The organism is Actinomyces sp. HMSC065F11, assembly GCF_001813085.1.
Classification (GTDB): Bacteria; Actinomycetota; Actinomycetes; order Actinomycetales; family Actinomycetaceae; genus Gleimia; species Gleimia europaea.
Genome location: NZ_KV811465.1, coordinates 66,054 through 91,913 on the forward strand (window position 1 = coordinate 66,054; position 25,860 = coordinate 91,913).

The window sequence follows — 25,860 nt, forward strand, 5'->3', positions numbered from 1 at the left end:
AAGTTCCGATATAGGATAACCCGTTTTAGCCGTTAAATGCGAGTACCCGCGCGGCCACATGCTCTGGTTTAGACAATGAGGTATCGATCACGAGGTCAGCGAGCCCCGCAAAATCAGCTCGGTAGGCTGCCACCATGTCCGTAAAAATCTTGCGTGTTGGCCCCAGCGCGACCGATCGTGGAGCGTTCAGCCCCGTCCGTCGCATCAGCGTAGAGATATCAGCGAATACCTCAACTACAAGCGCCCCCTCCGCGCGAAGCACGCGCAGCTTCTCCCCCACCTTCTGCGTGCGCGCCACACCCGGAGCCAAAGTTATGACGCCCTCGCGATCGAGCAGATCCATCGCCACGCGCAAAGCCGCCTCCTCATACTGTGCTTCACCACGACGAACCAAGAACTGCGAGTCGTCCTCTCCCATCAAGTTTTCAAACGACTCCTCAAAATCATGGAGCCCAAGACCCGACTTGGTAGCGATGGCCCGGGCGATATCGCTTTTGCCTGCACCCGAAACGCCAATCAGAATAATCGTGCTAGTCATCAACAACTCCCATTGTCAGTGCTGCCGCATGTAGCGTTGCAGGCTCAACTACCCGCACCACCGTATGACCACTTTGCGTAGTAAGCACCATGCGGACCTGCCTGGAACGCACTTTCTTATCCGAGCTCATCACATCCAATATCGTGTCCATGCTGTCACAGTGCCAACTCGTGGGAAGCCCCTGCGTGGCCAGTAATCGACGCTGCTTACATAGCCAATCCTCATCGGCTAGCCCCAGCTCCACCGCCACGTGGGCGGCAAACACAATGCCAATCGACACTGCCTCGCCATGCCGAATCTGATAGCCAGAAACCTTTTCAATCACGTGCGCAAGCGTGTGACCGTAGTTCAAGATCTCCCGCTCACCAGATTCCTTCAGGTCAACTCCCACCACGTCAGCCTTAACCCGCACTGACTTTTCAACCAGGTCAACAACTTGAGCGGAAGACTTTGTGACCGGCTTCGACGCCAGATCGAGGATGGATTCATCGCGAATGAACCCGCACTTGATGATTTCGCCTAAACCCGCACGAAACTCCGCTTCGGGTAGCGTTGCCAGACAGTCCGTATCAGCGATGACCGCAATCGGCGAGTGGAACGCGCCCGCCAGGTTTTTGCCATGCCGCGTATTGATTCCCGTTTTACCCCCTACCGCAGCGTCAACCATGGCGAGGAGGGACGTGGGCACCTGGAGCACTGAAACACCGCGCAACCAAGTGGCCGCAACGAATCCTGCTAGATCCGTTGTGGCGCCGCCACCCACCCCAACGATGAGGTCGCGCCTACCGATGTGGCTATCTCCCGCAGCTTCCCACGCGGCAGACAGCTGCTCAACCGTCTTGCCTAACTCCCCATCTTCATGCACAAAATAAGAAGTCGTAATACCGGTCTTTTCCAGTTGTGCACCTACCTCGCGCGCGATCTGGCCAATCGCCACCGGATGGATGACCAGCGCCCGCGCATAATCGCGATCAAGACTGCCAGCCACCTGGTTAATGGCACCGGAACCAACGACTACGGGATATTTGTGCTCACCGCGAACTTCAACCACTCGCATTACTTCACCAACTCGTCAATAGCGCGCAACAAGACTCGCGTATTCTCTTCTTTCGACGCTTGCCCAAGCTTCACCGACACGGAGGCCACCTGCTCATAAAGCGGACGTCGCCGCGTGGACAGTGCCCGCATCCTTTGCTTCACATCGCCTTGCAACAGGGGGCGCGATTCGCTCCTGCTTGCACGTGCGATCGCCTCATCTAGATCAATATCGAGAAACACAACATGCCGGTTCTTCAAGAGGGCGCGGTTCTCTTCGCGCTCCACGATTCCCCCACCCGTTGCAATGAGAGCTTCAGGACCTGCCAACGCATCCTTCAACGCTTGTGTTTCCAAGGAACGAAACACGTCCTCACCCTCGCGAAACAGATCTGGAATTGTTCGAACACTCGCAGCCTCGACCGCCTCGTCCAAGTCAATAAACGGCAGACTCAAATGCTTGGCCGCGAGCCTTCCCAGCCGAGATTTTCCACTTCCGGGAAGACCAACCAAAACTATGCTCATGGATTCAGACGCTCACTAACCCTACCGTTGTAGGCCTCAATCGCGGCGCGAATACGCTCAACGGAACCGGTGCCGAACATTTTTAGGATCTCGTTTGCGAGCGTTAGAGCCACCATGGACTCGCAGATCACTGCAGCCGGAACAATCTGGCTCGCATCAGAACGCTGGTGCAGCGCCGGAGCCTGCTGGCCGGTAGCCAGATCAATCGTGGAACGCGCACGCGGCACAGTAGAAATTGGTTTGAAACCCACGCGAGCTAAGATTGGCTCGCCATTAGACATGCCGCCCTCGATACCCCCGGCCCGGTTAGAAAGCCGGCGCGGTTCGTCTTCTACAACAATTTCGTCGTGCGCCATCGAGCCGGGCCGATCCACCTGGTCGTGCCCAATCTCCACTGACTTCGCCGATTGGATAGACATGAGAGCAGCGGCAAGGGCGGCGTCGAGCCGCTCATCCCACTGCGTGTAGCTTCCCAGCCCCACAGGCACGCCGTAAGCGGCTACCTCCACAACGCCGCCGATTGTGTCCCCGCTCTTCTTCGCATCGTCTATCGCGGCAATAAACCGTGCCTGTGCGTCCTCATCTAAGGTTCTTACCGGGCTGGCATCCAAACGATCTGCGTCCTGTGGGAGCGGAGCGGGAATATCCGCTGTTTGTGAGCCTACCGCCACCACGTGCGAGACGATCTCAATGCCCGCTACCTGACGCAAAAACTGGCGCGCTACCAAGCCGAGTGCAACTCGCGTTGCGGTCTCGCGCGCTGAAGCTCTCTCTAACACGGGGCGCGCATCCTCGTGGTCAAACTTCATCATGCCCGCGAGATCCGCATGACCCGGGCGCGGCCTAGTAAGCGGGCGGTTGCGAGCCACCTCGCGCTCGTCGCCAGTGCCCGCGTCGATAAGAAGATCCTTCGGATCGACCGGGTCTGAGCTCATCACAACCTGCCATTTAGGCCATTCCGAGTTCGCGATTTCGATAGCTACTGGAGATCCAATGGTGACGCCATGCCGAACTCCCCCAAGAATGCGTACGCGATCCTGTTCGAACTTCTGCCTAGCGCCGCGACCATGCCCCGCCCGCCTGCGCGCGAGCTCGTCGGCCAGCTTTTGGGTGCTTAGTACAACGCCCTTGGGTACGCCATCAATAATGCCCACCAGGGCTTCGCCATGCGATTCGCCCGCACTCATCCACCTAATCATGGTTCCAGTGTTACACACCGGCGAAAATACCGGCGGTTAAAACTACCAGGGTGAGACGGCACCACCCGTCACAAACCAAGCGATCAGACCTCCAACAACCAGTGCTGGTCCGAACGGAACAGTTGCATTCCACGAGACCTTACGAATCAGCAACAGTGCAAAAGCGTAGACGCCGCCAACAATAACTGCAGTGAGCAGTCCTCCAAACGCCACGCCAGCTCCATACAGGCCAAGCCAGGCGCCGATTATTGGTGCCAGTTTCACATCTGCGCGGCCAATCCCGCCTCCGAACATATAAAGCAGCCAAAATGGCCCCAGCCAGATCAATGCGCCCGCCACTATGCCCACAATCGAGGTTGTTTCATGCAACGCGAAGAATCTAATGAGAATACCAACCACGCCGCCAACAACTAATGAAATCATCGTGAGGAAGGTCAGCACGTTCGGTATCTTCTTCGTCCTTCCATCAACCACCGCTATAAGGCTAAATAGTCCCACTAACGGAACCGTAGCCATCAAGAACGGATCTTTTGTGCCAGCCAGTGCGACAACAACCTGAGGAACAGCCGAGCAGAGCACCAGTTCGGTGCGCGTAAGCGGGCGCTTATTAGCTTTTTGGAAATACGAGTCAAGATAGGTAGGGCCGCTGAATGCCGCCCACAATACAACCGCCACACCCATAGCAGCAGCAAGAACCCAGGTAATAATTTGCGTTGTCATAGGTTAAATAGCTTAGTCGCTTCCTGAAGCGCATCACGCATTTCTTCCACAGGCGCGCCGCGTCCGGTCATGAGCTCAACCTGCTGGCATGCCTGGTAAAGCAACATCGAATAGCCGGACACTACCACCGCTCCCCCGGCCTCACCCGCCTGCGTAAGTTTTGAAGGCCAAGGATTGTAGGCGACATCGAGGAGGACGCTACCCGGCTTAGGACGGAACTGCCCAGCCCAATAGTCACCTACTCCGGCCGGTAAGGTCGATACCACGATATCTGCTCCCGATAGTGCGGCCTGTGCACGCTCGCTATCGCGCCACGGAATATGCTGCGTAGATACACCCATCCGAGTTTCAGCCAAGCTGATAGACCCTGGCCCGCTAAACGAACGGGCGATTGTCTGGACTTGGCTAGCTCCTAGTTGACTCAGTGCGGCTAACGCCGACGAGGCTGTGGCGCGGGCACCCAAGATCACCGCCTTAGCGCCCTTTTCTACCCGTTTAGCCCGCGAAATCGCCTGCACAATCCCATACACGTCGGTGTTAAAACCCGATAGTACACGCGCCGCGGGCACTACCGTGTTCACTGCTCCAACGGCGGCCGCCAGGGGCTCGATAGCGTCCAGATTTCTCATCACCGCTTGTTTCAGCGGCATCGTAACCGCCAAGCCAGCAACGTCCTCGCCAATCGAATCCAGGAAGGCAGGTAGATCATCAGATCCAACTTCGCGGCGCTCGAACGTCCACGGCAGTTCGAGTGCTTCGTATGCCGCACGGTGCAGGACGGGAGACAAGCTATGCTCGATCGGCTGCCCAATCACAAAAGCCCGCACGTTAGCACTTCCCCGGATTGTCCGTGCACCACTGGTCAAAGAGGGCCCGGTTCTTCTCCTGCTCTTCAAGAGTTGCGGCGAACTTCGTCTCACCCGTATCCAAGTTGACTGTTACAAAGTACAGCCAGTCACCATCTGCGGGATTCAGCATCGATTCGAGCGCCAAGTCCGATGGGCTCGAGATCGGGCCAGGTGGCAACCCCTTGTGCTTGTATGTGTTGTATGGGTTCGACTCATCGGCAACTTCATTGGCAGTGGGAACACCGCCCACCTTGCCAACGCCGTAGAGCACCGTCGAATCCATGTTCAGATAACCCACAGTCTCTGCTTGAGGCTGAGTGAGACGATTTTCGATTACGCGTGCAACCATCGGGTAGTACTGCTCGATGTTCACCTCGCGCTCAAGGATGGAAGCCTTGATGAGGAGCTCTTGACGCTGATCCTCCGGCACACCCAAACCGTCGAGTTTCGCCTTCATCGCTGTAACCATCGCGGCGATTACATCCTGCGGCTTATCATCACTGTGCACCTCGTAGCTACCGGGCGCCAGCCAACCTTCCGCGTCACCATTTGCCTCTGCTGGCAAGCCTATGCCCGCAGCGTCCGACATTGCGGCCTCGACCTCATCCGCACTGAAGTTACCGAAACTTGAGAGACGTTCTACAACCTGCGCCTTGGTAAAACCTGGAGGAACAGTGACTGCATTTGAAGATCTGTTAGATGGGTCGAGTAGCGCAGCCAACGCATCCACTGCGCGCATTTCCTTCTTGAGCGTATAGGTGCCGGGCTGTAAAGAGTTCGCGGCCGCATTGTCCACCCACGCCTGCAAGAAAGCGTCCTCAGACTTTACAACTCCTAGTTTCACAAGGTTTGCGCCGATTGCACCGCCCGAATCACCCGGGTTCACAACCACTTCAACCTCACCACTGCCTGGACCCGGATAGTCCAATGCGCCGGTCTGAGAACGAGAACTCGAAATTGCACCCACGGCAATGTAGACACACAGCGCGATAATAGCGAGCACAGCGGTGATGACCAGCGCTGTGCGGATTTTAGCGTTACGTCTGCGCTTCAAAACGCGAGCGCGTTCAGCAGCAACGCGGCGTGACCTCGTGCCAGTTGTTAGCGGATCATGGAGCATATGCTCGTCGTGAATGCGTTGCGCTCCCCTTGTGGATCTTGGTCCGGGCGCATTGAGAGACTGAGGGGACGCCGCACCCTCCTCGGCTAGACGGCGCTTTTCACGAGCCCGCCGGCGTTCTTCTTTACGCGCTTCTTCTGCTGCCCGCAGCTGACGTTCTCGAAGAATGTCACGACGATTAGGGAACTTTTGGGCTTCACCATCGCCGTGCGGGTGGGGAAATTGATCACTCACTGCCTTGCTTCTCCTAGAACTTTCCGCGACTTACAGTCTCACCGGGAAGCTTTCCCGTATTTTCTTCAAAGTCTATGGACGTTTCTAAAATAATAGCCGCTGCAAGCTGATCTACCTTGTCACCCCGCAGCCGATTTTCAATTCCTTGCGCTGCAAGGTCAGCGTGAGCCAAGTTTGTTGTTAGCCGCTCGTCAAAAAGACAAATGCGAGGGCGGTCCAAATCTGCCTTTAGCTCATGTACTAATGCGCGGGCCGCTTTTGCCGACGCTCCAGATTTTCCTTTGAGATGCTTAGGGTAGCCGATAACGATCTCAATCGGATCAAGCTCTTCAGCTATCTCAATTAGCTCGATGATGTGCCCACCGTACTTATCGACCTGCACATTAGTCTTAGGGAAAACAATCTGGCCCGAAGGATCGGTGACCGCGACTCCGATTCGAACGGAGCCGTAGTCGATGCCCATCCTCGGGCCAGGTCGTTTAACCAAGATTTAACGCAGTTCCGACTCGATGGCTTCCTTGGCCAGCCCAGTTGCCTCCGGATCCTGGCCACCACCCTGAGCCAGATCGTCACGGCCTCCGCCGCCGCCCTTTAGAGCCTTCGCACCAATGCGCACGAGGTTGCCAGCCTTGACTCCCAAAGTCCTCGCTGAATCATTAGTTGCAACAACCACCTGAGGCCGGCCATTCACCACGCCGATACCCGCAACCACAGCTGGCTTGGACTCACCAAGGCGAGCACGAATGTCAGTTACGAGGGAGCGTAGAGCATCCGTGGATGGAAGTTCGCCCAGGTCCTCAACCACTGCCTGAACCAAACCGAGCTCGCGGACACGGGCTGCAATTTCGCCCGCTCGAGCCAGAAGTTGCTGCTCACCGAGCTTTGCAGCGGTCTTCTCAGCCTCCTTCAGCCTCTTCATTAGCGACTCGACGCGGCCGGGGAGTTCGTCGACGTTTGCCCCCATCATTGCTGACAGTTGTGAAACAATCGCGTGCTCCTTAGCTTGGAAACCATACGCCCCATCACCTACGAGAGCGTCAATACGACGCACGCCCGAACCGATGGACGACTCTCCAAGCACCGCGATACGACCAATGTGGCCCGTACTCGGCACGTGCGTACCCGCACACAGCTCCAGAGACCAGCCGTCACCAATGTTCACCACGCGCACTTCGTTGCCGTACTTCTCGCCAAACAATGCCATAGCGCCGAGGCCGCGAGCCTCATCTAGCGACATTATGGTGTCAGTAACGGTTAGATCTTCAGCTAGGCGCTGGTTGACGCGTTCCTCAATGCCATCCATAACGTCGCTGGGAACCTGCGACGGGTGGTGGAAGTCAAACCTCATTCGCGAAGGAGAGTTCTCAGAACCTGCCTGCGTGGCCTGTTCGCCGAGGAACTCATGCAGGCCCTTGTGCACCATGTGCGTTGCGGTGTGTGCCCGTGCAATTGCCAGACGACGCGCAGCGTCAATCTCCGCAATTGCGAGTTCGTCAAGCGCAACCGTTCCCTCCAGCAGTCGACCGCGGTGAACCGCGAGCCCCTTCACTGGCTCCTGCACGTCGTGTACGTCAATCAGAGCGCCAGAGGCCGTACGAATCGTGCCGTGGTCGGCCAGCTGACCACCCTTCTCGGCATAGAACGGAGTGGTATCCAAAACGATCTCAACGTCGGCAGGAGCTGACGCAGCCGGAACGCCATTGCCGTCCACAACGATGCCCGCGATCTTCGACTCGATCTTGGAGTCCGTGTACCCCACAAAACGAGAGTTGCCACCGAGGTTGTGCTGAATGTCGTGGTAAATACGCGAATCCACATGCCCGCTCTTCTTCGCCAGTGCATCGGCGCGGGCACGGGTCTTCTGCTCCTCCATTAGCTCGTGGAAACGTACCTCATCAACATCGACGCCCTGTTCACGGGCCATCTCGAGGGTGAGGTCGATCGGGAAGCCGTAGGTGTCGTGCAAACGGAATGCGTCCTCACCAGAAAGCTTCGAGGCGCCCTTCTTAGCCTTGTCCACCGCTGTGTCTAGAATGGTGGTACCCGAAGACAGCGTGCGCCTAAACGACTCTTCCTCGCTGTAAGCAACGTCGGCGATCCGGCTCCAGTTTGTCTCTAGCTCAGGATACGAGCTCTTCATAACGTCGCGAGAAACCGGCATGAGGGTCGGCATGGTCGCCTCGTCCACACCCAGCAGACGCATAGAGCGAATTGCGCGGCGCATGATACGACGAAGCACGTACCCGCGGCCATCATTTCCGGGAATAACACCATCGTTGATAAGCATCATTGCCGAACGCACGTGGTCCGCCACGATGCGCATATGCACGTCGTGTTCTGGATTACCTCCAGCATCGTACTTATGGCCAGACATCTCCTCAGCTGCAGTAATGACCGGGCGCACCTGGTCAATCTCGAACATATTTGGCTTGTCCTGAAGCACGAACGCGAGGCGTTCCAAACCAGCACCGGTATCGATAGCCTTCTCATCCAGCTCACCAAGGAGTGGGAAATCAGACCCAGTGCCTTCACCGCGCAAGTACTGGTCAAACACGAGGTTCCAAACCTCCAGGTAGCGATCACCACCCGGGTCTACAGTTCCGCCAACGGCCTCCGGTCCATAGGCTGGGCCGCGATCGTAGTGGAACTCCGCGCAAGGTCCGGCCGGGCCGGGCTGACCGGTGTGCCAGAAAATATCTTCACGAGGTAGCTGGACAATATGCTTTGGGTCCATCCCAATGTGCTTGGTTAGGTGATCGTAAGACACGTCATCCTGATCCCATATCGTCACCCACATGCGGTCACCATCGAGACCATACAGGCCGTCTTCAACGCGGCCGGTTAGAAGCTCCCACGCGAAGTCAATGGCACCCTCTTTGAAGTAGTCACCGAACGAGAAGTTGCCATTCATCTGGAAGAACGTGCCGTGACGAGTGGTACGGCCCACGTTCTCAATGTCATTGGTGCGAATACACTTTTGCACGGACGCAGCTCGCGGCCACGGGGCTTTCTCGGTACCAATAATGTACGGAATAAACGGCACCATGCCCGCGATCGTGAACAGGATCGATGGGTCTGGAGATACCAGTGGAACCGACGGGCGGATAACATGGTCGTTCTTCTCAAAATACTGAAGCCAACGCTTCGCAATCTCAGAAGTTTGCATTCTGATCCTTGTGGGGCTCGAAGTTTAAATCAATGCCAATAATACGCAGTTTTGAAGCGCGGTCGGAAACTGAAATCGCGGGGCGCTAACTGGTGCGTACGTACTGCAAGTGCCCCGGCAAAACCGGGGCACTTGAAAAGTTAAAGATTAACGCGAGTAGTATTCAACGACCAGCTGGTCTTCACAAACTACCGGAATCTCTTCGCGCTGCGGCAGACGAACAAGAGTTGAACGCAGACGCTCAAGGTCAACCTCGAGGTAGCCCGGTACTGCCGGAAGCACGTCACGGTGAATACCCTGCGCCGCAATCTCAAACGGCGTGGTGGTCTGCGACTTTGGCTTAACCTGGATGGTCTGACCAGGCTTCACGCGGAACGAAGGACGGTCAACGATCTTGCCATCAACGAGGATGTGGCGGTGCACTACGAACTGGCGAGCCTGCGCAATGGTGCGAGCAAAACCGGAACGTAGTACGAGCGCATCGAGACGTTGCTCGAGGTGTTGCACGAGGTTCGAACCGGTGATGCCTTCCATACGGAGGGCCTCTTCGAATGCGCGACGCATCTGCGCCTCACGCAGACCGTACTGTGCGCGCAGACGCTGCTTCTCCTTCAGACGAACCGCGTAGTCAGAATCTTGACGACGACGGGCACGGCCGTGCTGGCCGGGGCCGTACGGGCGCTTCTCGAAGTAGCGTGCTGCCTTCGGGGTTAGTGCAACGCCAAGGGAGCGCGACAGGCGCACCTGGCGGCGTGAGCTCTGTGCCATGTGGAATTCCTTCCTGTTTCTTCAAAACGAATCGCGTAGTCACCTACGCGGGGTCACCTCTGCGCAATGCGTGGGCTAAGACCCCAGGGTGTTGCTTTTTGCAACCTTCGCAGTTTAACGCATTTTTAAGCGTTTACGCACGTTCTCAAGCCGTTTAGTGATGCTTGCCTCAAAACCATTGGACGTGGGCTCGTAGTACTGCGTTCCTTCCAGTTGATCCGGCAGGTATTGCTGAGCCGCGATCGCATAGGGCTCGTCGTGCGCGTACACGTACCTATTTCCGTGACCGAGCTTCTTCGCACCGGCGTAGTGCGCGTCCCGCAGATGTTTTGGCACCGGCCCACTCTTACCCGCGCGAATATCAGCAATAGCACGATCAACAGCAAGATATGAGGCGTTTGACTTCGGCGCTGTAGCGATTGCGATAACCGCCTGTGACAGCAGTATGCGTGCCTCCGGCATGCCAATCATTTGCACTGCCTGAGCGGCTGCAACAGCGGTTTGCAACGCTGTTGGATCAGCCATACCAACATCCTCAGATGCGCAAATCATGATCCGCCGGGCAATAAACCGCGGGTCCTCACCCGCCTCAAGCATGCGCGCCAAATAATGAATAGCAGCATCGACATCAGATCCACGCATAGACTTAATGAACGCGGACGCCACGTCATAGTGCTCGTCTTCCCCGTAGCGTACGAGGGCGGCGTCAGCAGCACGCGATACATGATCCAGCTCAATCGCTCGACTGTCACTGTCGATAGCGTTCGCAGCCGCAGCCTCCAATATCGTGAGCGAGCGGCGAGCATCCGCACCGGCCAGGCGCACCAGTAGTTCAAGCGCCTCATCGTCTATTCCGACGCGCCCGTCCAGACCGCGCTTATCGCTCAAGGCCCGGCGCACGAGAGCTTCAATATCACTATCTTGTAGCGGCTCCAGGGTAAGCAAAATCGAGCGGGAAAGCAGTGGACTAACCACCGAGAATGAGGGATTCTCCGTGGTTGCAGCCACTAGGGTAACCCAGCGATTCTCAACCGCGGGGAGCAGGGCGTCTTGCTGGGAGCGAGAGAAACGATGGACCTCGTCAATAAACAAAACGGTCTCTTCACCCGTTGCGCCCAAGCGCCGCTTAGCCGATGCGATTACAGCGCGCACTTCTTTAACGCCGGCACTCACCGCCGAGATTTCCTCAAAATGACGTCCCGACAGGCGAGCAATCAAATACGCGAGCGTCGTCTTCCCTACCCCCGGCGGGCCCCATAGGATCAAAGAGGACACGGCGCGCGACGAATCCGCCGGTGCAAGGAGGCGGCGTAGCGGGGAGCCATCCTTCAATAGGTGGTCTTGACCGAGCACCTCCTCAATCGAACTTGGCCGCATACGCACCGCCAGCGGAGCGGCCTCACCGGCCTTTGGGATCCCAATCGGATCCATATTTGCCGCCTCAAAAATGTCCATAACCCCAACCCTAGTTGTTCAGCAATGCCCGCGCGAAGTTGTATCCCCTGCCCGCCTACCGATTTTCCGCAAACAAAAGGAGGGCGCCATCCGCGCCCTCCTCCATGATTGATTAGTCGAACAGATCTGTTGATCCTGCGCCCTGGCGCACAACTTCAGGACTACCGCTGGTGAAATCAATAACCGTTGTTGCTCCCGCGTTGCCAACCGGGCCACCAAGAACCATGTCAACCAAGTGGCCAACGCGATCATTCACCACCGCCGGATCCCAAAGCGCCTCGTCCTCACCCGGCATGATCAGCGTGGAACAAAGCATGGGCTCGCCCAGAGCCTCCACTATCGCCTGCGTGATATTGTGGTCGGGGATACGCACTCCCACGGTCTGCTTCTTCTTATTCAACGTCTGGCGCGGCACTTCCTTGGTGCCACGCAAAATGAACGTGTAAGGACCCGGGGTTAGCGCCTTGATGGTGCGGAATGCTTTATTGTCCACAATCACGATGTGGCCAAGTTGTGAAAAGTTATGGCACAGGAGGGAGAAATTGTGCTTTTCGTCAAGGTGGCGCATCTGGCGGATCCGGTCCAGCCCATCCTTGTTACCCATTGTGGTCGCAACCGCGTAACCAGAGTCGGTTGGGAGCGCGATGACTCCCCCATCCTGCAACAGCTGAACAGCTTGATTAACGAACCTAACTTGCGGATTTTCCGGGTGAATCTCAATGTATGCCATAACTCATTGTAGTCACCTCGTCACCTATAACGCGCGCGATCGAGTGGATTTGCCAGAGCGCTTCGCGGGCAGGCGCATATGAATGCTCCCCACTGCTCGGAACGGTTTCCCGTCCACCCAGTGGGGAGCATTTTCGGCCAGCCGGCGCGCAGGAGCGCTTAGGGCTAGTCCTCTTCGTCCTCTGGCTTCCAGTCCACGCCCGTCTCCGCGCGTTGCTCATCTGGAATCGGCGCCGGAGCCTGGGTGAGCGGGTCGTAGCCGCCGCCCGACTTCGGGAACGCAATCACATCGCGGATCGACTCCGACTTGGTAAGGAGCGAAACAATACGGTCCCAACCAAATGCGATGCCACCGTGCGGTGGAGCACCAAACTTGAATGCGTCAAGAAGGAACCCGAACTTTTCCTGCGCCTCTTCTTCACCAATACCCATCACCTTGAATACGCGCTCTTGCACGTCGCGGCGGTGAATACGAATGGAGCCGCCACCGATCTCATTGCCGTTGCAGACAATATCGTAAGCGTAAGCGAGGGCGTTACCCGGATCTTCCTCGAAGTTGTCGATCCAGTCCGGGTTTGGAGACGTGAACGCGTGGTGTACCGCGGTCCACTTCGAAGAGCCGAGATCCACGTCGTCATCCTGTCCGGCTTCCTTGAACAGTGGAGCATCAACAACCCATACGAAAGACCATGCATCTTCGTCGATGAGGCCGGCGCGCTTGCCCACCTCAAGACGGGTTGCACCGAGCAGGGCCCGGGCCTCCGACGGTTTGCCCGCACCAAAGAAGATGCAGTCCCCCGGCTTTGCACCGGTAGCCTCCATAAGGCCAGCCCGCTCCGCTTCGGAAATGTTCTTCGCAACGGGGCCGCCAAGCTCACCATCGTCGCTAATCGTCACATATGCGAGGCCACGTGCACCGCGCGAACGCGCCCATTCCTGCCACTTATCGAACGTACGGCGCGCCTGTGAACCGCCGCCGGGCATCACGACAGCACCAACGTATTCGTTTTGGAACACGCGGAAGGGGGTGTCCTTGAAGTACTCCGTCAGGTCAACGATTTCTAGACCAAAACGTAGATCCGGCTTGTCCGTACCGTACTTTTCCATCGCATCCTTGAACGTCATGCGCGCAATCGGCGTCTCAAGGTCATAATCGATGGTCTTCCACACAGCTTTGAGGACGTCCTCAGCAACCGCGACTACGTCTTCCTGGTCCACAAATGACATCTCAATATCGAGCTGGGTGAACTCCGGCTGACGGTCCGCGCGAAAATCCTCGTCACGGTAGCAGCGCGCGATCTGGTAGTAGCGTTCCATGCCACCGACCATGAGGAGCTGCTTGAACAGCTGCGGAGACTGCGGCAATGCGTACCAAGAACCCGGCGCGAGGCGGGCAGGAACAAGGAAGTCACGCGCCCCCTCCGGCGTGGAACGAGTCAGCGTTGGGGTTTCGATCTCGACGAAGTCATGATTGTCGAGGACAGCGCGTGCTGCTTTCGACACTTGCGAACGCAAACGAATTGCATGCTGTAGCTTTGAGCGACGCAGGTCTAGGTAACGGTAACGCAGACGCGTTTCTTCTCCTACCTTGCCCGAGTCATCAGCATGGTCAGACACCTGGAACGGCAGTGCAGCCGCAGTGTTCAAGATCTTGACGTCGTCACCGAGCACCTCGATCTCACCCGTAGGGATGTTTAAGTTCTCGTTACCCTCGGGACGGAGCGACACCTCGCCTGTCACCTGCAGGACAAATTCGGAGCGAAGCTGGTGCGCGACTACCTCATCTCGCACAACCACCTGCGCCACGCCGGACGCATCTCGCAAATCAATAAATACAACCCCACCGTGGTCGCGGCGGCGGTCAACCCAACCTGCCAAGGTAACAACTTGGCCAGCCAGTGACGCGTTCAAAGATCCAATATTGTGTGTACGCAGCATTCGGCGTTCCTTTCAGATTTAGCGGCACCGCGAGACGGGCGGGCGCGACACAATCCTAAACCCTTTGCCCCACTCCTAAAAAATGTTTGCTATGTGTTGGCGTTGTCCACGGCCTCATAAATGGGGCGTGAGGTCGCGGCTAAACGACAAGGCGCGGAGATTTTGCTATTTTTTGGGCAGGTCTCTACCTTGGACTGTATGAAGCAAGCGCGGAACAAAACCACCTCTACTCCGATTGAGAAACTCCTTCTAATCGGCTCGGTAGTACTTATTACCTGCCTGGCTTTTGAAGCGCTTGCAACCACTAATGCGATGCCTACGGTTGTTGCAGACCTGGGCGGAGACCGCTGGTATTCGCTTGCCGCGGGAATGGTTTTGGCCGGACAGATTCTCTCTACCACCATCGCTGGCTGGTGGGCCGACAAGATGGGAGTTAGAAGGCCCCTTGTGTTCGGCATGACCATGTTTTCGCTTGGCGCACTCGCCGCGGGCGTGGCGCCAAACCTCGCGGTCTTCATTGTTGGCCGCGCGATCCAAGGCCTTGGCTCAGGCATGATCATGGTGCCGCTATACGTCATGGTCGGTGACGTGGTGTCAAACGAACGCCGCCCATTCTTCTTCGCAGTCTTCTCGTTCGCTTGGGTATTACCCTCAATGATCGGCCCTTCCATTGCCGGCTACATCGTCCAGCACTGGAGCTGGAGGCCCGTGTTTTGGCTTATCATCCCCATCGCGCTGGCCGCTCTGCTTCCCCTCATTCCAATTCTGCGTCGCATGCCAGCCAAAGAGCCCGGTGAGGCTACCCCACCACCGGCATTCGTAGCCGCCCTACTTACGAGCGCCGGTATCGTTGCCCTGCAGATTGCCGGTGGCCTTAGTGAGGTATCCATGTGGATAGGCATCATCGTCGGAGCCGCGCTACTTGTAATAGGCATGCCTCGTCTGCTCCCTAAAGGCACCTTCAAAGCAACCGCAGGTGTGCCCTCCATTGTGGGCATGCGCATGGCAATCATGGCGGCCCTCATTGGTGCAGAGTTCTTCCTGCCCCTCGTTCTAGACCGCGTACACGGTTGGAGCCCTGCATCCACGGGGTGGGCAATCGCGATTGGTTCTGTTGCTTGGACCATCGGATCGTGGGCGCAAGCGCGGGTGGCCCTATGGGAGAGCCGCACTAAGATTCCTGGAGTTGGATCAAGCCTCATTCTGCTGGGCGCGCTACTGGTAGTAACCATGCCCATGCAGTCCATTTCCCCAGCCGTCTCTATTACAGGGTTTGCCATCATGGGGTTGGGCCAAGGCTTAGCTCATTCAACTTCCTCTGATCTTGCACTTGGAGTGGCAGCAAAATCGCGCCACGGCGACGTCTCTGCTTCCTTGCAGTTGGCTGACGCACTCGGTCCCGCCCTCGCAATGGGATTGTCATCGGTGGCTCTATCGGGATGGGCGCACCTAAACGGCGGCGTATCTCCGTACCTCCCTACCTCGTTCGTGTCAATCAGCTTCGCCATCCTCGCTATCTTTGCCTCCACACGCATCATTGGAGTTAAGCGAGTAGCCAGCATCTAAAGCAGCCAGGTAAACAGGGGCTGTAAGGAACCTCACCACCGAGGTTTATCGACCGGCAAGACATTTTCGGTAGAGTTTCAGTAGCCGCTAGCCTCCAATGATGGTGCAAGAGTATGTGTGACGGGGGATGCGGCATTTCTTTTTCTAGTGAATGGATGCCATGGAATCCCCCAAATTTTCTGACCTTTCTCTTTCTGCGCCAATTTTGGATGCGATTAACGAGATGGGCTTCGAAACGCCCACTCCTATCCAAGCCGGCTCAATCCCGCCTCTTTTGCAGGGCCGCGATATTGTGGGCATCGCCCAAACGGGAACCGGCAAAACCGCCGCGTTTGGTCTTCCCCTTCTTAGCCTGATCGACGCTGAGCAAAAACACGTTCAAGCCGTGGTGCTTGCCCCTACGCGTGAACTGGCAATGCAAAGTGCAACTGCCCTCGAGTCCTTTGCGAAGTACCTGCCGGTCTCCGTCGTCACCGTGTACGGCGGTTCCTCCTACACGCCGCAGATCCGGGCGCTGAAGGCAGGCGCACAGATCGTTGTGGGCACGCCTGGCCGCATTATCGACCTCATCAACAAAGACTATTTGAAGCTCCAAAACGTTCGCGTCCTTGTGCTTGATGAGGCCGACGAGATGCTGCGCATGGGCTTTGCCGAAGACGTGGAAACCATCGCTGCTTCTATGCCTGAATCGCAGGAGCGAGTAAACGCTTTATTCTCTGCAACCATGCCGCCCGCCATCCAAAAAGTCGCGGATGCCTACCTCACCGACCCTGTGCGCGTAGAGGTAGCCCCGCAAGCCTCTACAGCTGACAATCTAGAGCAAACGTATGCCGTGGTGCCGTTCAAACATAAACTTGGCGCTCTCGGCCGCGTCCTGGCTACCCGGGATGAAGACGCTGCAATAGTGTTCGTTCGCACCCGATCCGATGTGGACGAGGTCTCGGCTGACATGACCCGGCGCGGTTTCAAAACGGCAGGTATCTCCGGCGATGTTTCGCAAAACGAGCGCGAGCGAATTATGCGCCGTTTGCGTGACGGATCGCTCGACGTGCTGGTTGCCACTGACGTGGCAGCGCGTGGCCTTGATGTGGATCGCATTGGCCTCGTGGTGAACTTCGATGTGCCGCGTGAAGCCGAAGCCTACGTTCACCGCGTTGGTCGCACCGGCCGCGCGGGACGATCGGGCCGTTCGCTCACCTTCTTCACGCCGCGCGAGCGCGGACGCCTACGCAAGATTGAGAAGCTGACCGGCACCCCCATGACCGAAGTTGCGATCCCCACCCCGCGCGAAGTCTCGGCCGTGCGCGCTCGCCGCCTTCTCGACAAGCTTCCCGGCCGACTCGAGGCCGGGCGGCTGGAGCTGTACTACGACCTCATCAATGAAATCACTGATACCGGTGAGCTTGACCTAGATGACCTTGCTGCGGCGCTTCTCGCGCAGGCTATTGGTGACCTTGGGCGCGTGGAGGATCCTGAACGTCGCGGCAGTGGCCGTATTCGACGCGAAGAAGTGCTGGATGAAGACGGCAATTTCGTTGTCGCATCGTTCGAAGAGGGGCGTGACAAACCTAAGAAAGCTAAGAATCGCGGAGCTGGCCGCATACCCGAATCCGGGTTTAGGCACCGTTATCGGGTGGAGGTTGGCCATAAGGACAACGTGAAGCCAGGAGCGATCGTTGGTGCGATCACGAACGAGGGCGGTGTTGACGGCAAGGATCTAGGCCGCATCGACATCTTTCCCACCTTCTCCCTCGTTGATATGGCACTGCCGTTAACCGATGACGCACAGCGCAAAATCGGGCGTGCGACCATTTCCGGCAGGCAGCTTCGCATCAAAAAGGATCGCGGCCCATCCAAGTACAACCATGAGAGCGCAGACAGGCGCGAATCCCGCCACCGCGATAGGCGCGCCGGGGAGGAAGAACCGTTTGAAAACCGCCGCGATGGCAAAACCTTTCGTGACAAGAAGCGCCGCCTAGGTAAACGAGGCCGCGACTTCGCCTCGCATTCGCGCGGACGCAGCGGTTTCAAGAGGAAACGCTTCCATTAAACCGCTTGGCTTGTTGTACAAGGTATGCTGTGAATCCCGGGCTTCGCACTCGCTGGTTGGGGATTTGCAAGACTTAAAGGCAAACAAACGTTAAGAATCAACGAGAACAACCTTGGTGGTAGTGAAGATTTAGCTACATGGGACAGTTAAAACCGTTTTACATGTGGGCCGGAGGCAAGAACAGATTGCTCAAGCACTACGAGGATAAGTTCCCAAGCCTCTCGCAATACAGAAGTTACGTAGAGCCATTTTTTGGAGGCGGCGCAGTATTTTGCAACCTTTACAACCAATACGCTGAAACAAGCCCCGAACTTGATTTCATTATCAACGATGTCAACAGTGAACTCGCAGGCATCCTCCGGGCACTCAAAACCGATGCGGCTTGCTTCATCGAAGCCGTTGATGCCTTAACAGACGAATACCTTGCGATTGAAGGCAAAGAACGACGCAAATCCTTCTACTATGAAAAGCGTCGCGAGTACTGGGAAACCCAGGATTCTGCACTGCTTTATTTTCTAATGCGCACTGGATTCAATGGAATCTGGCAGACGAATAAAGAGGGTGGAGGCCTTTTTGCCACCCCTGCGGGCTTGCTGAACCACAAGGCCAAAGAACAGGTCTTTCAAGAACCCCTGCTACTGGCTTGGGCATCTGCCTTGCAACGCACAGAGATTAACAGCACTGACTACAAGCAAGTCCTGGTTCCAGACGGGAGCTTTGTGTACTGCGATCCGCCCTATCGCGGAAGTTTCACTTCCTACGGCACAGATTTTGATGACGAGCACCAAAAGCAGCTTTGCGAGTGGATGGAAATGCTCGTTACTGACAAAAACTGCGCGGTAGCCATGAGTAACCGCACCGTGGATGACGACAACTTTTTCGAAGACATCTTGTCAACGAATTGGCGTTTTCACTATTTTGATGTCACGTACACGGCAGGTAGGCGTTTGCGCACGCAAAATGGCTTCGAGGCAAAGCCCGCGCGAGAATTTCTCGTTGTTTGCGCGAGATAGTACTGCCCTAGTGTTTACCACAGGCGTTTTATGACAACTCATGCGAGCTGGCCGTGCTACAAGCGCGAGAGCAGATCCACGATCTGGCGTTGCCGCTGATCCTCGGCGTGCAGCGGAGCCCAGAGTTTTGCCCGTACCGTTGTCTCAATACTGGTTCGCAGTGACTGAGCAGCGCGACCCCCAAGTCTTCTTGCAATCATCCGCGTTGCAAAGTGCGAGATGAGAACCACCAGTAGCGTCCAGGCCAGGCCTCCCAGAAGCATCCAAGTAGGATAGGGCACCTCGTGGAAACGAGGAAGATCCCAACTGATCAGCAGAAACTCTCGCGAAGCCCATACGGCTACAAGCCATAAAGCTCCAATAAGTGCAACCAGCCAGCCGACCCACTGCAATGCATTCGAAAAACGCCACCACCCCGATGTCTCATCGCGAATAGCGAGGTCTGTACTGGCCACCGCCTCATTCAAGTCATCGCTTATGCCACTGCCAGCTTCACTTGCAACCTCCCGCAGGTCGTTAGCCCACACGCGTGGTCGGCCTTGCGCAACGCGTTCGGTAAGAGACCTCAAACTCACCTGTAGCGAAGAGCTCGATACCTCACTTACCTGCATAGAGTGCAGCTCTCCCTTGCCTTCGCCTAAATGCCAGCGCTTCAGCGGATCGGGTCGCAAGTTACGCCAGTAGCGGGTAGGAAGCCAACCGACATGCTTCTTCGCGCGATGGATGTAGGCCCTGCGCACCGCGTCAGCAACTTCCGGCGCTCCCGCGGCTCGAGCACTAACCTCGGTTAGGTCCCTAACCACATCGCGCTCCTTCACAGCAGGAAGCACGCTACTCGTCTGCTCCAAGTCAGAGCGGATGCGACTGGCCACGTCACTCACGTCAGCCTTCAACCGCGCCGACTCAATGCGCTGCACCTGCGCCGTGTCGTTAATGTGCATGCGCAGCTCGGCAATGCCCTCCCCCGTCTTTGCAGAAGTAGGCACAATGCGAGCATTTTGCAGGCCGTCAGCGGCAAGCAGACCTCGCAAATCATCCACAATCACCATCTGGTCACCGGGCGAAAGCAGATCGACCTGCGTGAGCGCCACGATGGTGACGCGCGAATGCTTCGCATACGGCTTAATAAACTGCGAGTGCAAAACATCATCAGCATACTTTTGCGGATCGACCACCCAAACCAGGATGTCTGCTCGCTGCGCAAGACGCTGGGCGCCCTCGCGATTCTGGGCGTTCACCGAGTCAATGTCCGGCATGTCCAAAATCGTTACATCACGAGATAGCCCAAGCCCCGCCGGAATGTACACGCGATTCTTAATCTGTAGCCAATCCAAAATCGCATTCGACTGCGTTCCCGGAGCGCTGGCAGCCATTATCGAAGTCGTGGTCGGCCGGCGCACACCAACGGGTGCCAAATCCACCTCAAGTAGTGCGTTAAACAGGCTTGACTTACCTGATCCCGTAGCTCCGATCAGTGCCACCACGGTCATGTCGGGATCGAGGGCAAGGCGATCCGCTGCAATATCAGCCACCCGCGTATACTCGCCGCGTTTGTCGGCCGGCAGGTCATCGCCGAGTAGCTCCAGCACCGTGGCGAGGTCGCGAACGCGCGCGTCAATCGGCGCGTCATCAATTCGGTTAAAGATTCGCATGGTCGCCTCGCTCCCATGTTTGCCGTGCACGCTGAACAGCTCTACTAAGTTCTTCAGGGTCCGACACCTTGGGCATGCTGCGCGTAAACGGTGCAAGCGATTCACTTACCACTGCGCGGAAGCGCTCCTGCAAATCACTGTGCGCCTGCTTCGTCATCGACGAGACCGCCTGGTCTCCAAACACAGATTCGAGCAGGCGCTGAGCCACCACCGAAGTTGCTCCCGCAACCCCAACCTCAGCCCCCGTCAAACCACCTGTAGAAGCGAATATAACGATCATCAGTGCAACACCGAGGACGTTCACGCCGATCGCCAGGAACCTAGCCGAAAGCTTCTTAGATCCCGCCTGGTCCGACACCATTTGCAACAGACTACGCTGCCACTCGCGGGTCAATTCCTTGGCCATATCATCAAAACGCACGGTAGGGACCGGCTCTACCTCGGCCTCAACATCTCGCATCGCCCTGCTTTGCGCCCAAGTTAGCCTAACTTCGTCGTGAGTACGAGCAATCTCATCCGCCAGCAGCGCACGCAATCCGTCACCGAGCGCAGCTTCAACCGGCTGCGCGCTCACGGGCTTACCCGTCAAAAAGCCAGTTACGCGGGCTTTCAACCAAGACACGCCCTCATCGATTCGACGCGAAAGCTCAGCAGTTCCCACCACCTCTTGCCACCTGGCGAGCACCTCGCCCCGCAGCAGAGTTCCATCTCCAGTTTGGGTAGCTACCCTGCGCACCGCACCGTCAACTCGGGCATCGAGAACGGCAAGACCATCCGTCTCCACAACCGCCTGCTCCACCAAAGCCGATTCAACCAGTGAGAGGCCGTCAAGTAGTTCTGCAACAGATCCGCGCAGCGTCCTCCTCGCGGTTTCAGCGCGAGCTGCTGCCGTATCGGTTAGGGAGGTCAACCAGTTCAATAGAGGACGCAGATTCTCCTGCGAAATCATTCCATCTGTGAGGGCAGATTCCTCGATCGCGATTAGGGGTGCGCTTGCCAGCCCCGCCTGTGCCAGCATGCTCGAAAGATCTGCGCGGACCTCTTCCACAGCTCCATGCGGCACCCGATTCAAAACCACTGCTATCGCGATGTTCCTCGCCGCCGCATCCTGGAGCATTCGCCATGGAACCGCATCTGCATATCGGGCTGCTGTAGTCACAAAAACCCATAGGTCAGCCGCGTCCAGCAACTGCCGTGCAAGCGCCCGATTATCCGCAACCACCGAATCCAAGTCGGGCGCATCAATGATTGCAAGGCCGCCTGGGACCTGCTCATTTGCGCGAAGCTCCAGCTCATTCCCCACGTCCTCACTCGGAGCAGAGGGCGGCGCATCCGTAGCTACCCGGCGACGAGGCAGGGTGGGAAGTATCCTCTCATTTTCAAACCAGCGCGCATCTTCTGCGCGATGAAGCAAAAGCGGGCTCCTGGTAGTTGGCCGTTTAGCGGACGAGGCAGACACGTGCTGGCCCACTAGCGAGTTCACGATCGTTGATTTACCCGCTCCCGTGGAGCCGCCCACCACGCATACCAACGGCGCATCCAGGCTTTGCAACCGCGGCAAGATATGATCCCCCAGGCGCCGCGCGGACCGCTTCGCCACTTCCCGCGCATTAGCTGCTTCGGGTAGATCCAGCGGTAGCGCAACGTCGGCAAGCACACCCTCAAGCGCGCTTAGAGATTCATACTCTTCCACCTGCTACTCCCCCAGTATGACTGCGGGCTTCAAATCTTCAGCCGGTGGCGTCCACGTCTGCGGATCAGCACTTTGCTGCTCGCCCGAGCGAATGTCCTTTACCTCGTGCATACCATCCTCGCCAATGAACCACACGAACGGAATGCCACGCCTATCCGCGTAACGGATCTGTTTTCCAAACTTCTGTGAGTTCGGCGAAACCTCAGTTGCGATCCCGCGTGCGCGTAGCGCTGCAGCGACATCTTCTGACGTCTCCCGCGACTCTTCGTTCATTACGGCGACGAAAACAGCGGTTGGAACCGAGCGCGAGGCACTTGCAAGCCCCTCGGCCAAGATACGCGAAACAAGGCGAGATACACCGATAGAGATGCCCACGCCCGGATAGGAACGCTTGCCATCCGATGCGAGTGAATCGTAGCGGCCACCGGAGCAGATAGAACCAAGATCCTTGTGCCCCTCGAGTTCGGTTTCGTAAACCGTGCCCGTGTAATAGTCCAAGCCGCGCGTGATCTTAAGCTCAGCGCGCAAACGGTGCGGCGCCCGCTTCTCTCCGGCGGCCAACAGCGCACCAAGTTCCTCTAAACCTTCATCCAGGATCTCATTGGAAACGCCAAGCCCGCGCACCTCATCCAGCACCTTTTGATCATCGCCAGAGATTTGGGCAAGCTTCAAAAGCTGATCAATCTGCTCGGATTGGAAGTCAAACTCTTCCATCTCCGCGCGCACTCCCTCAGGCCCTATCTTGTCGAGCTTGTCGATAGAACGCAGCGCCTGTTCCACGTTTTCAACACCGATTCCCTCGCAAAACCCCTGCACGATCTTACGGTTATTGACCAAAACAGTTACGGGAGGGATTGGGAGCTTAGAAAACGCCTCTAAAATCACCAGGGGAATCTCCACCTCGTGGTGGAACGCGAGCATGCCATTACCCACGATGTCGATATCAGCCTGTGTGAACTCGCGGAAACGGCCATCTTGCGGGCGTTCACCGCGCCACACCTTCTGGATCTGGTAGCGGCGGAATGGGAACTGAAGTTCACCAGCATTGTCCAGGACGTAACGCGCAAACGGCACCGTGAGGTCGAAATGCAGGCCGAGTGTGCGGTCTTTCTTGGAATCAGAACGCTCTTGCAACTTGTCTTGCAAACGTTCTAGCAGGTAGACCTCCTTAGAGGTTTCCCCCTTGCGAAGCAAGTCATCCAAGGTCTCGACAGCGCGAGTTTCAATGGAGGCAAAGCCGTGGAGTTCAAACGTCTCACGCAATTGGTCAAGGATGTGCTGTTCCACAATCCGCTCCGCGGGAAGCCATTCGGGGAAACCGGACAGTGAGGTACGTGCTGGCATTATTTTCTTCCTATTAGTAACTGATTATTAGCCGAGTTCTTTTGCTCGTTTAACGTAAGGATTCGTGGCCTGTTCATTGCGCCAGTTCGTTGCGGGACCGTGGCCGGGAAGCATCCACGTATCCGGATCCAAAGCATTAGCCAGGGTGCGTAGCGAGTGACGCATTTGTGTCTCATCGCCGCCGGGTAAGTCGGTACGTCCAACCGATCCGGCGAAAATCACGTCGCCCACAAACGCAACCGGTTGCGACATCTGCAACGGCCCCACCCCAGTGCGGATAGACGGTAGAGCAGCATTGGTCTCAAAGGTCTCGCCGGCAGAAATCTCCATTAGGAAAAGGGCCGAGCCTTCCGTGTGTCCGGGCGCGGGCAACATCAGCATATTAAGGCCGTCGATCGGCTGGAACACCTGGCTTGGAACCTCCCGCAAGTGTGCGGGCTTGTTCCACGTTCCGAAATTTCCAAAACCAATCGAGTGTGACAGCGGATCTTCCATTCGGTACATGTCCGGGCCTGGCACGTACACGGTGGTGTCAAACTGCGCGCATTCCCAAACGTGGTCGAAGTGCCCGTGCGTTAGCAAAACAGCACCGGCAGATAAGCCTGCGCTTTCTAAAAATGTTTTCACGGGTCCGCTTGTTCCTACTCCTGGATCCACCACTAGCGCGTTAGTGGCTTCATCTGGCACCACTACGTAGCAGTTCTCCCCCAGAGCTACAGATTCGATCCGTTCAATCCTCATAGCTCTAACTTTAGCGGAAACCGCGTAGGCTCACCGCAACTGCCTTGGCTCACCAAGCAGATGAATGTTGGGCAAAAGTGTGAAATGACACTAAATCGACGTAGTATGAGCATTGCGGAACCATCCGCTGTGCACATTGTCGAACGGTCAGGCGAATGCCAACCCCGTCCTCGTTAGGAATATCGTGAGCGATCAAAAAGAACCTATTAACGCTAAGGCTGGCGATCCAGAGATTTCAACAACCGAAGAAACCAAAGTTCCCATGGTGGTTGTGCCTGCTTCTTCAAGCGAAGACCCCACCGCTTTTGGCCGGGTGGATGATGAAGGCAACGTCTGGGTCAAGGAAAATGGAGGCGAACGCCAAGTTGGTTCGTACCCCGATGGTGTTCCGGACGAGCCCCTTGCTCTGTACACCCGCCGATTTGAAGACCTTGAAGCAAAGGTAAACCTATTCGAGATGCGTCTTCCTACCCTTGCGGCAAGGGAGATTGAGCAGACACTGAAGTCACTGGACGAGGAAATCAAGGAACCCGCTGCCGTAGGTAATCTGGACGCATTGCGTGAGCGCGTTGCAAAACTCCACGAGGCTGCGAAGGAACGTAAGGAAGAAGCCCTAGCTGAGCGGGCTGCTGCTAAGGCCCAGGCGCTGACCGATCGCGAGGCCGTTGTTGTAGAGGCAGAGTCTATTGCCGCACAGGATCCCGAACGCACCCAGTGGAAGAATTCCGGGCAGCGTCTGCGCGATCTCTTGGACGAGTGGAAGGCTCTGCAGCGTAAAGGACCGCGCCTTGACCGCGCAGATGAGGACGCCCTATGGAAGCGCTTCTCTTCTGCCCGCACGCGTTTTGATCGTCATCGCCGCCAGTTCTTCTCGGCACTGGACGCGCGTCAGGCCGAAGTTAAGCGCGTTAAGGAGGCCCTAATTGAGGAGGCCACCGCGCTACAGAACTCCACCGAATGGGGCCGTACTTCCGCGGCTTACCGCGATTTGATGGATCGTTGGAAGCAAGCCGGTCGCGCCTCCCGCAAGGAAGATGACGCACTGTGGAAGCGTTTCCGCGAAGCACAGCAGGTATTCTTCGATGCCCGCCGCGCAAACTCCGAGGCCGTAGATTCGGCCTACCGTGAGAACCTGAAGGTAAAGGAAGCACTCCTCGAAGAAGCTGAGGCGCTCCTTCCCGTTGAAGATCTTGAAGCTACTATCGAGAAGCTACGCGGCATCCAGGATCGTTGGGAGGAGGCCGGTCACGTTCCGCGCGCGGACATGAACCGCGTTGAAAACCGCATGCGCGCCGTTGAAAAGGCAGTTCGTGACGCAGAGGAAGAGCAGTGGCGCCGCACCGATCCGGAAACGAAGGCTCGCGCGGAAGGCATGCTCGGCCAGCTTGCTAACTCGATTGCCGAACTCGAGGGTGACCTCGCGAAGGCTGAAGCTGATGGCAACGAGAAGAAGGCGGCTTCGATCAGAGACGCGCTTGCAACTAAGCGCGCTTGGCAAGAGCAGATCCAAGGTTCTGTGGACTAGC

Annotated in this window: 21 protein-coding genes; 4 read left to right on the forward strand and 17 right to left on the reverse strand. The window is 57.0% G+C overall.

Going from position 1 to position 25,860, the window contains the following annotated elements; genetic code table 11:
- Positions 1-25: 25 nt before the first annotated feature.
- From HMPREF2891_RS01240 to aspS, 13 genes are all read right to left on the reverse strand, one after another.
- Positions 26-538: a shikimate kinase gene (locus HMPREF2891_RS01240; protein WP_070663613.1), complete on the reverse strand. Its 513-nt coding sequence runs from the start codon at positions 536-538 to the stop codon at positions 26-28.
- Entirely contained in the window at positions 531-1,595 is a 1,065-nt protein-coding gene (gene aroB, locus HMPREF2891_RS01245) for a 3-dehydroquinate synthase (RefSeq protein ID WP_070663615.1), read from the reverse strand. The genes HMPREF2891_RS01240 and aroB overlap by 8 nt, the downstream gene beginning before the upstream one ends.
- Complete coding sequence (locus tag HMPREF2891_RS01250; protein WP_070663617.1) at positions 1,595-2,098, reverse strand: shikimate kinase; 504 nt, start codon at positions 2,096-2,098, stop codon at positions 1,595-1,597. The genes aroB and HMPREF2891_RS01250 overlap by 1 nt, the downstream gene beginning before the upstream one ends.
- Positions 2,095-3,297 carry a chorismate synthase gene (gene aroC, locus HMPREF2891_RS01255; protein ID WP_070663619.1) on the reverse strand — a complete coding sequence of 401 codons (1,203 nt, stop codon included), beginning with the start codon at positions 3,295-3,297 and terminating at the stop codon, positions 2,095-2,097. Before aroC ends, HMPREF2891_RS01250 begins: the two co-directional genes overlap by 4 nt.
- Before the next feature lie 42 nt (positions 3,298-3,339).
- A complete protein-coding gene (locus tag HMPREF2891_RS01260) occupies positions 3,340-4,017 on the reverse strand; it encodes a prepilin peptidase (protein WP_070663621.1) in 678 nt (225 codons plus the stop codon).
- Positions 4,014-4,844 (reverse strand): shikimate dehydrogenase, encoded by an 831-nt coding sequence (locus HMPREF2891_RS01265; protein WP_070663623.1) that lies wholly within the window; start codon positions 4,842-4,844, stop codon positions 4,014-4,016. Before HMPREF2891_RS01265 ends, HMPREF2891_RS01260 begins: the two co-directional genes overlap by 4 nt.
- 1 nt (position 4,845) lies before the next feature.
- Entirely contained in the window at positions 4,846-6,219 is a 1,374-nt protein-coding gene (gene mltG, locus HMPREF2891_RS01270) for an endolytic transglycosylase MltG (RefSeq protein WP_083311179.1), read from the reverse strand.
- 13 nt (positions 6,220-6,232) lie between these two features.
- Positions 6,233-6,682, reverse strand: a complete 450-nt coding sequence (gene ruvX, locus HMPREF2891_RS01275; RefSeq protein ID WP_070663625.1) for a Holliday junction resolvase RuvX — start codon at positions 6,680-6,682, stop codon at positions 6,233-6,235.
- Positions 6,683-6,709: 27 nt separating this feature from the next.
- Positions 6,710-9,385, reverse strand: a complete 2,676-nt coding sequence (alaS, locus tag HMPREF2891_RS01280) for an alanine--tRNA ligase (RefSeq protein ID WP_070663627.1) — start codon at positions 9,383-9,385, stop codon at positions 6,710-6,712.
- A 147-nt stretch (positions 9,386-9,532) separates the two neighbouring features.
- Positions 9,533-10,153, reverse strand: a complete 621-nt coding sequence (gene rpsD / locus HMPREF2891_RS01285; RefSeq protein WP_034507645.1) for a 30S ribosomal protein S4 — start codon at positions 10,151-10,153, stop codon at positions 9,533-9,535.
- A gap of 114 nt (positions 10,154-10,267) precedes the next feature.
- Positions 10,268-11,608 (reverse strand): replication-associated recombination protein A, encoded by a 1,341-nt coding sequence (locus HMPREF2891_RS01290; RefSeq protein ID WP_070663629.1) that lies wholly within the window; start codon positions 11,606-11,608, stop codon positions 10,268-10,270.
- A 112-nt stretch (positions 11,609-11,720) separates the two neighbouring features.
- Positions 11,721-12,338, reverse strand: coding sequence for an L-threonylcarbamoyladenylate synthase (locus HMPREF2891_RS01295; protein WP_070663631.1), 618 nt, complete (start codon positions 12,336-12,338; stop codon positions 11,721-11,723).
- Positions 12,339-12,502: 164 nt separating this feature from the next.
- Complete coding sequence (gene aspS, locus HMPREF2891_RS01300; RefSeq protein ID WP_070663633.1) at positions 12,503-14,275, reverse strand: aspartate--tRNA ligase; 1,773 nt, start codon at positions 14,273-14,275, stop codon at positions 12,503-12,505.
- 198 nt (positions 14,276-14,473) lie between these two features.
- On the opposite strand from aspS, the gene HMPREF2891_RS01305 reads away from it, so the two are divergent.
- From HMPREF2891_RS01305 to HMPREF2891_RS01315, 3 genes are all read left to right on the forward strand, one after another.
- Positions 14,474-15,841 carry an MFS transporter gene (locus HMPREF2891_RS01305; RefSeq protein WP_070663760.1) on the forward strand — a complete coding sequence of 456 codons (1,368 nt, stop codon included), beginning with the start codon at positions 14,474-14,476 and terminating at the stop codon, positions 15,839-15,841.
- Positions 15,842-16,001: 160 nt separating this feature from the next.
- On the forward strand, positions 16,002-17,891 hold the full coding sequence (locus HMPREF2891_RS01310) for a DEAD/DEAH box helicase (RefSeq protein ID WP_070663761.1): 1,890 nt from the start codon (positions 16,002-16,004) through the stop codon (positions 17,889-17,891).
- Positions 17,892-18,028: 137 nt separating this feature from the next.
- Positions 18,029-18,904, forward strand: a complete 876-nt coding sequence (locus tag HMPREF2891_RS01315; RefSeq protein ID WP_083311182.1) for a DNA adenine methylase — start codon at positions 18,029-18,031, stop codon at positions 18,902-18,904.
- Positions 18,905-18,960: 56 nt separating this feature from the next.
- Here the strand turns inward: HMPREF2891_RS01315 and HMPREF2891_RS01320 are convergent, their stop codons facing one another.
- From HMPREF2891_RS01320 to HMPREF2891_RS01335, 4 genes are read right to left on the reverse strand one after another with little or no spacing between them, the layout of a single operon-like run.
- Positions 18,961-20,556 (reverse strand): GTPase family protein, encoded by a 1,596-nt coding sequence (locus tag HMPREF2891_RS01320; protein WP_070663635.1) that lies wholly within the window; start codon positions 20,554-20,556, stop codon positions 18,961-18,963.
- Positions 20,543-22,249: a GTPase domain-containing protein gene (locus HMPREF2891_RS01325; RefSeq protein ID WP_070663637.1), complete on the reverse strand. Its 1,707-nt coding sequence runs from the start codon at positions 22,247-22,249 to the stop codon at positions 20,543-20,545. Before HMPREF2891_RS01325 ends, HMPREF2891_RS01320 begins: the two co-directional genes overlap by 14 nt.
- 3 nt (positions 22,250-22,252) lie before the next feature.
- Entirely contained in the window at positions 22,253-23,593 is a 1,341-nt protein-coding gene (gene hisS / locus HMPREF2891_RS01330; protein WP_070663639.1) for a histidine--tRNA ligase, read from the reverse strand.
- A 27-nt stretch (positions 23,594-23,620) separates the two neighbouring features.
- Entirely contained in the window at positions 23,621-24,334 is a 714-nt protein-coding gene (locus tag HMPREF2891_RS01335) for an MBL fold metallo-hydrolase (RefSeq protein ID WP_070663641.1), read from the reverse strand.
- A 184-nt stretch (positions 24,335-24,518) separates the two neighbouring features.
- Here HMPREF2891_RS01335 and HMPREF2891_RS01340 point away from each other — a divergent pair, with 184 nt between their 5' ends.
- Positions 24,519-25,859: a DUF349 domain-containing protein gene (locus HMPREF2891_RS01340; protein WP_070663644.1), complete on the forward strand. Its 1,341-nt coding sequence runs from the start codon at positions 24,519-24,521 to the stop codon at positions 25,857-25,859.
- Position 25,860: the final 1 nt, after the last annotated feature.